This is a genomic window from Pseudomonas sp. R9.37 (assembly GCF_963878885.1).
Lineage (GTDB): Bacteria > Pseudomonadota > Gammaproteobacteria > Pseudomonadales > Pseudomonadaceae > Aquipseudomonas.
In genome coordinates, this window is record NZ_CAWNZA010000032.1 from 544,019 (window position 1) to 556,633 (window position 12,615).

Genomic DNA, 12,615 nt, shown 5'->3' on the forward strand with positions numbered 1-12,615 from the left:
TTAATAATCCGAGCGAAAGCAAAACTTTATTGCTGTACAGGGATAATCAACATGCTGGAAAACCGCTGGGAAGGCATCGACGAGTTTGTTGCGGTGGCTGAGTGCAGCCAATTCACAGCGGCGGCCGAGCGACTTGGCGTGTCGTCATCGCACATCAGCCGGCAGGTGGCGCGCCTGGAAGAACGGCTGCAAACCCGGTTGCTCTATCGCAGCACGCGCAAGGTCACGCTGACCGAAGCCGGCCAGACCTTCCTGCAACACTGCCAACGCTTGCAGGACGGTCGCGAAGAAGCATTGCGCGCCGTCGGCGACCTCGCCAGCGAACCCAAGGGCATGTTGCGCATGACCTGCGCGGTGGCTTACGGCGAGCGTTTTATTGTGCCACTGGTCACACGATTCATGGGGCTCTACCCGCAATTGCGCGTGGATATCGAGTTGAGCAATCGCCAGCTGGACCTGGTGCATGAAGGCCTCGACCTGGCGATCCGCCTGGGCCGCCTGCAAGACTCGCGCATGGTCGCCAGTCGCCTGGCCCCGCGGCGCATGTACCTGTGCGCATCACCTTCCTACCTGGCGCGGTATGGTCGGCCACACAGTCTGTCGGAATTAAGTCGGCATAACTGCCTGATCGGCAGCTCGGATATCTGGCAACTGGCCCAGGATGGGCGAGAATTTTCCCAACGGGTGCAGGGAAACTGGCGCTGCAACAGTGGGCAGGCGGTGCTGGATGCGGCGTTGCAAGGGGTTGGGCTGTGCCAGTTGCCGGACTATTACGTGCTGGAGCATCTGCACACTGGCGCGCTGGTGTCGTTACTGGAGGCGCATCAGCCACCGAACACGGCGGTGTGGGCGCTGTATCCACAGCAGCGGCATTTATCGCCGAAGGTCAGAAAGCTGGTGGATTTCTTGAAGGAGGGGTTGGCCGAGCGGCCGGAGTACAGCGAGTAATTTGGGGCGCCTGCCTGGGTCTCATCGCGGGCTAGCCCGGCTCCCACTGGGAATCGCATCTCAACCGTGAGGGCTGGCTTGCCTGCGATGAAGTCGACGCGGTTTAACTGACTACCTGCGGTTCGCCCACCGCAGCCGCAACCACTCCAGGTCTTCGGGCCGGGTCACCTTGATATTGTCCGAACGCCCTTCAATCAGGCGCGGCGCCTGGCCGGACCATTCCATCGCCGAGGCTTCGTCGGTGATGACGGCGTCAGCCACCAAGCTATCAGCCAACGCTCGATGCAATGCACCGAGGCGAAACATCTGCGGCGTGTAGGCTTGCCAGATCAGGCTGCGGTCGACGGTTTCAACCACACGTGCGTGCTTGTCGACGCGCTTGAGCGTGTCGCGAGCGGGCACGGCCAGCAGCCCGCCGACAGGATCATCCGACAGTTCCAACAACAGGTTATCGAGGTCATCACGGCTGAGGTTAGGCCGCGCGGCGTCATGCACCAGCACCCAATCATCATCGCTGGCACCCAGCGCATTGAGTTGCAGCAACGCATTGAGTACCGAACCCGAGCGCTCGTCACCGCCGTCCGCACGCACGATGCGTGGGTCATTGGCGCAAGGCAGGTTCGGCCAATAAGGATCATCGACAGCCAAACTGACTACCAGCCCCTTGAGGCCTGGATGGTCGAGAAAACAGCCGAGGCTGTGTTCGAGAATTGTGCGCCCGCCCAATTGCAAGTATTGCTTGGGGCGGTCCGCAGCCATACGGGCACCAACGCCCGCGGCAGGAATCACGGCCCAGAAGGCCGGTAAAACGCTACTCATTGGGCCAGCTGATAGAGGGTTTCGCCCTCTTTCACCATGCCCAGCTCATGACGAGCCCGTTCTTCAACGGTCTCCGTACCTTTTTTCAGCTCAAGCACTTCAGCATCGAGGACACGATTGCGCTCCAGCAGACGTTCGTTCTCGGCGTGCTGGTCGGCAATTTGCTGGGTCAACTCTTTCACCTGCGCAAAGCTGCCATTACCCACCCATAGGCGGTACTGCAGGCCAGCCAGCAACAAGAGCAAGACGAGGAACAACCAATTGGGACTGCGCATCGAAATCCGGGTATCCAGTAAAAAAAGACAGCCATGCAAAACTTTTGAAGCAACTGATAGCACGAAGCCTGGATGAACCAGGCTTGTGCTTGTTAGCCATGAGATTAGCGTCGAAATTCACGCTGTCGTGATTTTTCCGACGTAATCCGCAGACCTTTTACCATTTAACAATCAGCCGCGAAACTCGCTGCGACCGTTGTACTTGGCTTTACCTGCCAATTGCTCTTCGATACGCAGCAATTGGTTGTACTTGGAAACGCGGTCGGAACGGCACAGGGAACCGGTCTTGATCTGCCCAGCCGAGGTGCCCACGGCCAGGTCGGCAATGGTCGAGTCTTCGGTTTCGCCGGAGCGGTGGGAGATCACGGCGGTGTAGCCCGCAGCCTTGGCCATCTGGATGGCTTCCAGGGTTTCGGTCAGGGTGCCGATCTGGTTGAACTTGATCAGGATCGAGTTGGCAATCTTCTTGTCGATGCCTTCTTTCAGGATCTTGGTGTTGGTCACGAACAGGTCGTCGCCGACCAGTTGGATTTTTTCGCCGATCTTGTCGGTGAGGACTTTCCAGCCAGCCCAGTCGGACTCGTCCAGGCCGTCTTCGATGGAGATGATCGGGTAGCGCTCGGTCAAGCCTTTGAGGTAGTCGGCAAAACCTTCGGAGGTGAACACGTGGCCTTCGCCGGACAGGTTGTATTTACCGTCCTCGTAGAACTCGCTGGCCGCGCAGTCCAGGGCCAGGGTCACGTCGGTGCCCAGCTTGTAGCCCGCATTGGCCACGGCTTCGGAGATCACTTTCAGTGCATCTTCGTTGGACGCCAGGTTCGGCGCGAAACCACCTTCGTCACCCACGGCAGTGCTCAGACCACGGGCCTTCAGGACAGCTTTGAGATGGTGGAAAATCTCGGTGCCCATGCGCAGGCCTTCGGAGAAGGTCTTGGCGCCAACCGGCTGCACCATGAATTCCTGGATGTCGACGTTGTTATCAGCGTGCTCGCCACCGTTGATGATGTTCATCATCGGCACCGGCATCGAGTAAACACCCGGGGTGCCGTTCAGGTTGGCGATGTGTGCGTACAGCGGCAAGTCCTGGTCCTGTGCGGCAGCCTTGGCAGCGGCCAGGGACACGGCGAGGATGGCGTTGGCGCCCAGGCTGCCTTTGTTTTCGGTGCCGTCGAGCTTGATCATCGCGTGGTCCAGGGCTTTCTGGTCCAGCGGGTCCTTGCCCAGCAACAGGTCACGGATCGGGCCGTTGATGTTGGCTACAGCCTTGAGTACACCCTTGCCCAGGTAACGGCTCTTGTCGCCATCACGCAGTTCCAGTGCTTCGCGGGAACCTGTGGAAGCACCGGACGGCGCGCAGGCGCTGCCGATGATGCCGTTATCGAGGAGCACGTCGGCTTCGACGGTAGGGTTGCCACGGGAGTCGAGAACTTCACGACCTTTGATGTCGACGATTTTTGCCATTGTTGTAAACACTCCAAAGTTGACGAAAACGACGCAGCTGAAGGAAATCTTTTGACCGACCGCAAGGGTGGAACAACGGGGCAGGCTTGCAGGCGACAAGGCTCAGGCCCGCAGGCCTGAGCGTAAAGCGAGGGAAAGTCTACCGGAGAAATGGCGCTTACGCGGTCTCTACCGTCGGAAAACTCTTGACCAGTTCGTCCAACTGCTTGAGCTGGGCCAGGAATGGCTCCAGCTTGTCCAGGCGCAGGGCGCATGGGCCGTCGCATTTGGCGTTGTCCGGGTCCGGGTGGGCTTCCAGGAACAGGCCCGCCAGCGACTGGCTGATGCCCGCCTTGGCCAGGTCCAGCACCTGGGCACGGCGCCCACCGGCGGAATCGGCGCGACCACCGGGCATTTGCAACGCGTGGGTCACGTCGAAGAACACCGGGTATTCGAACTGTTTCATGATGCCGAAACCGAGCATGTCCACCACGAGGTTGTTGTAGCCGAAGCTCGAACCACGCTCGCAGAGAATCAACTGGTCGTTACCCGCTTCCACGCACTTGTTCAGGATGTGTTTCATTTCCTGGGGCGCGAGAAACTGGGCTTTCTTGATATTGATCACAGCGCCGGTCTTGGCCATGGCGACCACGAGGTCGGTCTGGCGCGACAGGAAGGCCGGCAACTGGATGATGTCGCACACCTCGGCGACCACGGCCGCTTGTTCCGGCTCGTGGACGTCGGTGATGATCGGCACGCCGAAGGCTTGCTTGATGTCCTGGAAGATCCGCATGCCTTCTTCAAGGCCCGGGCCGCGATAGGAGGTCACGGACGAACGGTTGGCCTTGTCGAAGCTGGCCTTGAACACGTAAGGGATACCGAGTTTCTCGGTCACCTTCACGTACTCTTCACAGACCTGCATCGCCATGTCGCGGCTTTCCAGCACGTTCATGCCGCCGAACAGCACCATGGGCTTGTCGTTGGCAATCTCGATGTCGCCTACGCGAATGATCTTCTGGGCCATCAGGTTCACGCCTTCTTCTGATGTTGCGTCAGTGCTGCTTTAACGAAACCGCTGAACAACGGGTGACCGTCGCGCGGGGTCGAGGTGAACTCAGGGTGGAACTGGCAGGCCACGAACCACGGATGATCCGGCGCCTCGACCACTTCAACCAACTTGCCATCGCCAGAGCGACCGGAGATTTTCAGGCCGGCTTCTTTGATCTGCGGCAGCAGGTTGTTGTTCACTTCGTAGCGGTGACGGTGACGCTCGACGATCACGTCCTTGCCATAGCAATCGTGAACCAGCGAGCCCGGCTCCAGCAGGCAGTCTTGCGCGCCAAGGCGCATGGTGCCGCCCAGGTCGGAGCTTTCGGTACGGGTTTCAACGGCGCCGGTGGCATCTTCCCACTCGGTAATCAGGCCCACGACCGGGTGGCCGCTGGTGTGATCGAACTCGGTGGAGTTGGCGTCTTTCCAGCCCAGCACGTTACGGGCGAACTCGATAACGGCCACTTGCATGCCCAGGCAGATACCCAGGTACGGCACTTTGTTTTCACGAGCGTACTGAACCGCAGTGATTTTGCCTTCCACGCCACGCAGGCCGAAACCGCCCGGTACGAGAATCGCATCAACACCTTCGAGCAAGGCAGTGCCCTGGTTCTCGATGTCTTCGGAATCGATGTAGCGCAGGTTGACCTTGGTACGGTTGCTGATACCGGCGTGGCTCATCGCTTCGATCAGCGACTTGTACGCGTCCAGCAGCTCCATGTACTTGCCGACCATGGCGATGGTGACTTCATGCTCAGGGTTGAGCTTGGCATCCACCACAGCTTCCCACTCGGACAGGTCCGCGCCGTTGCACTGCAGGCCGAAACGCTCGACCACAAAATCATCCAGGCCTTGGGAGTGCAGGATGCCCGGGATCTTGTAGATGGTGTCGGCGTCTTCCAGGGCAATCACCGCACGCTCTTCAACGTTGGTGAACTGCGCAATCTTGCGACGCGAGGAAATGTCGATCGGGTGATCGGAGCGGCATACCAGCACGTCCGGCTGCAGGCCGATGGAACGCAGTTCCTTGACCGAGTGCTGGGTAGGCTTGGTTTTGGTTTCGCCGGCGGTGGCGATGTACGGCACCAGCGTCAGGTGCATCAGCATCGCGCGCTTGGCGCCGACTTCGAAACGCAGCTGGCGGATGGCTTCGAGGAACGGCTGGGATTCGATGTCACCCACGGTGCCACCGATCTCGACCATCGCCACGTCGGCATCGCCTGCACCCTTGATGATGCGGCGCTTGATTTCGTCGGTGATGTGCGGGATCACCTGGATGGTTGCACCCAGGTAGTCACCACGGCGCTCCTTGCGCAGCACGTGCTCGTAGACACGGCCAGTGGTGAAGTTGTTGTTCTGGGTCATGGTCGTGCGGATGAACCGCTCGTAGTGGCCCAGGTCCAGGTCGGTCTCGGCGCCGTCGTGCGTGACGAACACTTCACCGTGCTGGAACGGGCTCATGGTGCCCGGGTCAACGTTGATGTACGGGTCCAGCTTGAGCATGGTGACCTTAAGTCCCCGCGCCTCCAGGATGGCCGCCAATGAAGCGGAGGCAATGCCTTTCCCCAATGAAGAAACAACACCGCCCGTGACGAATATGTAGCGCGTCATGAAAAACCCTAGAAGTCTGCGTTAAAGCGGTCCGAGCCGCCGGGGAAAGCGAAGGAAGGCCGAAGCCCCCGATCACCTGCATTAATCACAGTGCACCTTTCAAAAAAACCGCCGCGTTGTGACAGACCAGCAATGAAACACCGGTACGTTGATCGCTACACATTTTTTGGAATCGCCCAGCAAAGACTGCTTGGTAATCGGCAACTGCTGCGATTCAGTCGAATCCACAGAAGTTGTATCAAGAAGGGAGCGTAGTCTACCGGAAAGGCTCTATCAGCTCAAACCTTGATCGCAAGTCTGTGGCATCCAATCCAATTGTCCATCAACCGGCAGCCTGGCCCACAGCCCTGCAAGGCTTGGGACAGCCAGCAATTGCTCACCCTGATAGACCAGCGGCAATCTGTCACGGACAAAGCCCGGCAGCCCGCATTCATTAAGCAAGCGCTTCAAGTCGCGCCGGCCTCGAGCGGGCACTTCGATGATTTCGCCGCCCTGACGGTAACGCACCTCAAGCGGACCTCGGGGAGCCTCACCGATAAATTTCAGCTGGCCATTGCCGGGTAACGCGAGTGGGCTTTGCGGATGCGGCCAACTGACCACGGCGTCGGAAAACTCCAACCATGTTGCGGGCAGCCACCAGATGCGCTCGCCGCAACGATGCAACTGGCCGTCGGCCAGGCGCCACAGCGGTTGTGCGTCAGCCTTGGCGTCGCGCAGGGCCTGCCAGCTGGCCCAGTGGTCGCTGTCGGGTAAACGGGTCAGAGGCGCCAGCCAGTGGCGCAAGGCATTACGTTGGCGGGCGTCAGAACGTTCGCGCAGTGGAGCCAGAACCAACGAGGGCAGAGGCAACCAGGGAAATGGCGAAGGCTGATCGGCAGCTTGCAAGTCCATCCTCGCCAACTCGTCGAGCAGGCCCTGGGCTTCACTCAGGTGTTCGGCGGTGCGTGCCAGGCTGGAAACGGCTTGAGGCCACCGCTGCGTCAACACGGGAAGCACACGATGGCGCAAGTAATTGCGCGAGAAACGTGGGTCGGCGTTCGAAGGGTCTTCGATCCACGTCAACTGGTGCTCGTGTGCGTAGGCTTCCAATTCAGCACGCGAGGCCTCCAGCAACGGCCGCACCACGTGACCCCTTGCCAGTTGGCGATGCACAGGCATAGCCGCCAGCCCGCGCACTCCTGCACCGCGCATCAGCCGAAACAACAGGGTTTCAGCCTGGTCGTCGCGATGCTGCCCGGTGAGCAACACCTCCCCCGCCCCAGTGGTCTCGGTAAACGCCTGATAACGCGCGTCACGCGCCGCACGCTCAAGGCTGGCGCCCGGTTGCACTTGCACACGCATTACCCGCAAGGGCACGCCCAAGGCGTCACACACCGCCTGGCAATGGCTCGGCCAGGCGTCAGCAGCAGCTTGCAAGCCATGGTGGACGTGGACAGCACTGAGCGGCGGGAGGGTTTCGGTGGTTGCCAGAGTGGCCAACAGGTGCAGCAGGACGGTGGAGTCCAGACCACCCGAGAATGCGATGTGCCAGGCCGGGGCATTGCGCCAGGGCGCCAGATTTTGCAAGAGGTTGGCGGGTAGAGCCGGCTTCATAACACAGTACCGCCATCAATCTGGAATGCGATAACCCAGCATACACAACGCAAATGTGGGAGCGGGCTTGTGTGGGAGCCGGGCTCGCCCACGATGCAGGCAACTCGGGTTATCTGTTACACCGAGTTGATGCTATCGCAGGCAAGCCAGCTCCCACACAAGCCCGCTCCCACAGTGGTACTGCATTGTCTGCAAGATCAGCGTTTGATCAGAGGCCGTAGCTCATCAGGCGCTCGTAACGACGGGCCAGCAACGCCTCATTATCGAACTTCTTGAGCATCGCCAGTTGCGAACCCAGCTCGGCGCGCAGGGTGGCAGCAGCGGCAGCCGGGTCACGGTGGGCGCCGCCCAATGGCTCGGCGATCACTTTGTCCACGATGCCCAGGCCTTTCAGGCGATCAGCGGTGATACCCATGGCTTCAGCAGCGTCCGGTGCCTTTTCGGCGGTTTTCCACAGAATCGAGGCGCAACCTTCCGGGGAAATCACCGCGTAGGTCGAATATTGCAGCATGTTCAGTTGGTCGCACACGCCAATGGCCAGCGCCCCGCCGGAACCACCTTCACCAATCACGGTGGCGATGATCGGGGTTTTCAGGCGCGCCATGACACGCAGGTTCCAGGCGATTGCTTCGCTCTGGTTACGCTCTTCGGCGTCGATGCCCGGGTAAGCGCCCGGCGTGTCGATGAAGGTCAGGATCGGCATCTTGAAGCGCTCGGCCATTTCCATCAGGCGGCAAGCCTTGCGGTAGCCTTCGGGGCGCGGCATGCCGAAGTTGCGGCGGACTTTTTCACGCACTTCACGGCCTTTCTGGTGACCGATCACCATGACCGGCTGGTCGTCCAGGCGAGCGATACCGCCCACGATGGCCGCGTCGTCGGAGAAGTGGCGGTCGCCGTGCAGCTCGTCGAACTCGGTGAAGATGTGCTGAATGTAATCCAGGGTGTACGGACGGCGCGGGTGGCGTGCCAGGCGCGCGATCTGCCAGCTGGTCAGCTTGCCGAAGATGTCCTCGGTGAGCGTGCTGCTCTTGTCTTGCAGGCGAGCGATCTCATCGCCGATATTCAGCGAATTGTCATTGCCGACCAGGCGCAATTCTTCAATCTTGGCTTGCAGGTCAGCGATCGGCTGTTCGAAATCAAGAAAATTCGGGTTCATAAGCGTCCGTCTTGGGTCGACGGCCAAGGAGTGCCTGGCCAGCCGGTTGTCTATTCGCGCCCTACCTTAAGGGAGAGGCGCGTTTAGGTCGAGATTAAATGTTCAGTCGAGATCAGACATATCTGACCGTCAACGGTATTGGAGGAAGACGTTGTCTCGCCCGAACTGGTCACGCAAAGCTTGAATCAAGCCATCGGCGGGATCAATTCGCCACGTCTCACCAAACTGCAACATCGCCTTGGCGTCATTGCCGGTGTATTCCATGGTCACCGGACATGCGCCACGGTGGCGCTTGAGCAGGTCACCCAACCAGCGTAGCTGATCGCCTTTAAGGGCTTCGGTCTTGACCTTCAAGCGCAGGCTTTCGGCGAGGTTGGTGCGCGCATCTTCCATGCTCATCACCCGCTTGATCCGCAGGCGCAGGCCGCCGGAGAAGTCGTCGTTGCTGACCTCCCCTTCAACGACCACCATGGCATCGGTCTGCAGCAACGACTGCGCGGAGTGGAAAGCGTCGGCAAACAGCGACGCTTCGATCCGGCCCGAGCGGTCGTCGAGGGTGATAAAGCCCATCTTGTCGCCCTTCTTATTTTTCATTACTCGCAGAGCGATGATCATGCCGGCGACCGTCTGAGTGTCGCGCGCCGGCTTCAAGTCGATGATGCGCTGACGGGCGAAACGGCGGATTTCGCCTTCGTATTCGTCAATCGGGTGACCGGTGAGGTACAGGCCCAGGGTGTCTTTTTCGCCCTTGAGCCGTTCCTTGAGGGTCAACTCCTTGGCCTTGCGGTGGTTGGCGTAAACGTCCGCGTCCTCTTCGACGAACAAGCCGCCAAACAGGTCGGCGTGGCCGCTGTCGTGGGTGCGGGCGGTCTGTTCGGCCGCCTTGATCGCTTCTTCCATGGCGGTCAGCAGCACCGCACGGTTGCGGTCGATATTGGCCTGATAAGCCTTGGGCTCATCATGGAAATACGGACCAAGGCGATCGAGCGCGCCGCTCCGGATCAAGCCGTCGAGGGTGCGTTTGTTGATGCGCTTGAGGTCAACCCGCGCGCAGAAGTCGAACAAGTCCTTGAACGGCCCGTCCTGGCGCGCTTCGGTGATGGCTTCGACCGGGCCTTCGCCCACGCCTTTGATCGCGCCCAGGCCATAGATGATGCGGCCTTCGTCGTTCACCGTGAACTTGAACTCGGAGGCGTTCACGTCCGGCGCGTCGAGGCGCAGCTTCATGGTGCGCACTTCCTCGATCAAGGTCACGACCTTGTCGGTGTTGTGCATATCCGCCGAAAGTACCGCGGCCATGAACGGCGCCGGGTAATGGGCTTTCAGCCAGGCAGTCTGGTACGACACCAGGCCGTAGGCGGCGGAGTGAGACTTGTTGAAGCCGTAACCGGCAAACTTTTCTACCAGGTCGAAGATGTTACCGGCGAGGTCGGCGTCGATATTGTTGGTGGCACACCCCTCAATGAAACCGCCGCGCTGCTTGGCCATTTCTTCGGGCTTTTTCTTACCCATGGCGCGACGCAGCATGTCCGCGCCGCCGAGGGTGTAACCGGCCATCACCTGGGCAATCTGCATCACCTGTTCTTGATACAGGATGATGCCGTAGGTTGGCGCCAGTACCGGCTTGAGGCCTTCGTACTGATAATCCGAATGCGGGTATGCCAGCTCGGCGCGGCCGTGCTTACGGTTGATGAAGTCATCCACCATGCCCGACTGCAGCGGGCCGGGACGGAACAGTGCCACCAGTGCGATCAAGTCTTCCAGGCAGTCGGGCTTGAGCTTTTTGATCAGCTCTTTCATGCCGCGCGACTCAAGCTGGAACACCGCCGTGGTTTCGGCTTTTTGCAGCAAGGTGTAAGTCGGTTTGTCGTCCAGCGGGATAAAGGCGATATCCAGCGGCGCTTCGTTGACCTTGGCGCGGTCACGGTTGATCGTCTTCAGCGCCCAGTCGATGATCGTCAGGGTCCGCAGACCCAGGAAGTCGAACTTCACCAGGCCGGCGGCTTCAACGTCGTCCTTGTCGAACTGGGTTACCAGGCCATCGCCTTCTTCATCGCAATAGATCGGCGAAAAGTCGGTCAACTTGGTCGGCGCGATCACCACACCACCGGCGTGTTTACCGACGTTACGCACCACACCTTCGAGCTTGCGCGCCATGTCCCAGATTTCGGCGGCCTCTTCATCGACCTTGATGAAGTCGCGCAGGATTTCTTCCTGCTCGTAGGCTTTTTCCAGGGTCATGCCGACTTCGAACGGGATCATCTTCGACAGGCGGTCCGCCAGGCCGTAGGACTTGCCCTGCACCCGCGCCACGTCACGGATTACAGCCTTGGCCGCCATGGAACCGAACGTGATGATCTGGCTTACCGCATTGCGGCCGTATTTCTCGGCCACGTACTCGATCACGCGGTCGCGGCCGTCCATGCAGAAGTCGACGTCGAAGTCGGGCATGGAGACCCGTTCCGGGTTCAGGAACCGCTCGAACAGCAGGTCATATTCCAGCGGGTCAAGGTCGGTAATCTTCTGAACGTAAGCCACCAGCGAACCGGCACCTGATCCACGGCCAGGACCTACCGGTACGCCGTTGTTCTTGGCCCACTGGATAAAGTCCATCACGATCAGGAAGTAACCGGGGAACCCCATCTGGATGATGATATCCAGCTCGAAATTCAGCCGGTCAACGTAGACCTGGCGCTTGGCCTCGTAGTCCTCGGTGGTGTCCTTGGGCAGCAGCACGCTGAGGCGCTCTTCGAGGCCATCGAAGGACACTTTGCGGAAATACTCATCGATGGTCATGCCATCAGGAATCGGGAAGTTGGGCAGGAAGTGCTTGCCCAGCTTCACTTCGATATTGCAGCGCTTGGCGATCTCGACGGAGTTTTCCAGGGCCTCGGGCAGGTCGCTGAACAGCTCGGCCATCTCCTCGGCGCTTTTGAGGTACTGCTCTTCGCTGTAGTTCTTGGAGCGACGCGGGTCGTCCAGAGCCCGGCCTTCGCCGATGCACACGCGGGTTTCGTGGGCTTCGAAATCTTCCTTCTTGATAAAGCGCACATCGTTGGTCGCGACCAGCGGCGCGCCCAGCTTGTCGGCCAGGGCCACGGCGGCGTGCAGATGCTCTTCATCATTGGGGCGATTGGTGCGCTGAACTTCCAGGTAGAAACGGTCGGGGAAGACCTGCATCCACTCGCGCGCCAGTACTTCGGCTTCCTGCGGGTTGCCGCCGAGCAGCGCGATGCCGATCTCACCCTCTTTGGCAGCTGAGAGCATGATCACGCCCTCGCTCGCCTCGGCCACCCACTCGCGCTCGATGATGATCGAACCGTTGCGCTGGCCGTCGATAAAGCCACGGGAAATCAATTCGGTGAGGTTGCGATAACCGACGCCGTTCATCGCCAACAGGCTGATGCGGCTCAGGGGGTTATCCGGGTCTTTGTTGGACAGCCACAGGTCGGCGCCGCAAATCGGCTTGATACCGGCGCCCATGGCGTTTTTGTAGAACTTGACCAGAGAACACATGTTGTTCTGATCGGTCACCGCTACCGCAGGCATGTTCATGCCCACCAGGGTTTTGACCAGCGGTTTGATCCGTACCAGGCCGTCGACCAGGGAGTATTCAGTGTGCAGGCGCAGGTGAACGAATGAAGCCGGCATAGTGATCCTGTTCTAATACGTGGAGACAACAAGGCCCGGATTGTACCGGGCCTTGAGCAAAACATCAGCCTC

At 59.9% G+C, this 12,615-nt stretch carries 9 protein-coding genes; 1 reads left to right on the top strand and 8 read right to left on the bottom strand.

Annotation, left to right across the window (positions count from 1 at the left end):
• Nucleotides 1–51: 51 nt before the first annotated feature.
• Complete coding sequence (locus AACU78_RS18360) at nt 52–948, top strand: LysR substrate-binding domain-containing protein (protein ID WP_106577154.1); 897 nt, start codon at nt 52–54, stop codon at nt 946–948.
• A 111-nt stretch (nt 949–1,059) separates the two neighbouring features.
• Here the strand turns inward: AACU78_RS18360 and ispD are convergent, their stop codons facing one another.
• From ispD to dnaE, 8 genes are all read right to left on the bottom strand, one after another.
• On the bottom strand, nt 1,060–1,767 hold the full coding sequence (gene ispD / locus AACU78_RS18365; protein ID WP_106577155.1) for a 2-C-methyl-D-erythritol 4-phosphate cytidylyltransferase: 708 nt from the start codon (nt 1,765–1,767) through the stop codon (nt 1,060–1,062).
• Entirely contained in the window at nt 1,764–2,042 is a 279-nt protein-coding gene (ftsB, locus tag AACU78_RS18370; RefSeq protein ID WP_017137157.1) for a cell division protein FtsB, read from the bottom strand. The genes ispD and ftsB overlap by 4 nt, the downstream gene beginning before the upstream one ends.
• A gap of 171 nt (nt 2,043–2,213) precedes the next feature.
• Entirely contained in the window at nt 2,214–3,503 is a 1,290-nt protein-coding gene (eno, locus tag AACU78_RS18375; protein WP_106577156.1) for a phosphopyruvate hydratase, read from the bottom strand.
• Between the two features lie 157 nt (nt 3,504–3,660).
• Nucleotides 3,661–4,506 carry a 3-deoxy-8-phosphooctulonate synthase gene (gene kdsA, locus AACU78_RS18380; RefSeq protein ID WP_010212442.1) on the bottom strand — a complete coding sequence of 282 codons (846 nt, stop codon included), beginning with the start codon at nt 4,504–4,506 and terminating at the stop codon, nt 3,661–3,663.
• A 5-nt stretch (nt 4,507–4,511) separates the two neighbouring features.
• Entirely contained in the window at nt 4,512–6,143 is a 1,632-nt protein-coding gene (locus tag AACU78_RS18385; protein ID WP_106577157.1) for a CTP synthase, read from the bottom strand.
• 273 nt (nt 6,144–6,416) lie between these two features.
• Nucleotides 6,417–7,736, bottom strand: coding sequence for a tRNA lysidine(34) synthetase TilS (gene tilS, locus AACU78_RS18390; RefSeq protein WP_106577158.1), 1,320 nt, complete (start codon nt 7,734–7,736; stop codon nt 6,417–6,419).
• 208 nt (nt 7,737–7,944) lie between these two features.
• Entirely contained in the window at nt 7,945–8,892 is a 948-nt protein-coding gene (locus AACU78_RS18395) for an acetyl-CoA carboxylase carboxyltransferase subunit alpha (RefSeq protein ID WP_106577159.1), read from the bottom strand.
• 129 nt (nt 8,893–9,021) lie between these two features.
• Nucleotides 9,022–12,543, bottom strand: a complete 3,522-nt coding sequence (gene dnaE / locus AACU78_RS18400) for a DNA polymerase III subunit alpha (protein WP_106577160.1) — start codon at nt 12,541–12,543, stop codon at nt 9,022–9,024.
• Nucleotides 12,544–12,615: the final 72 nt, after the last annotated feature.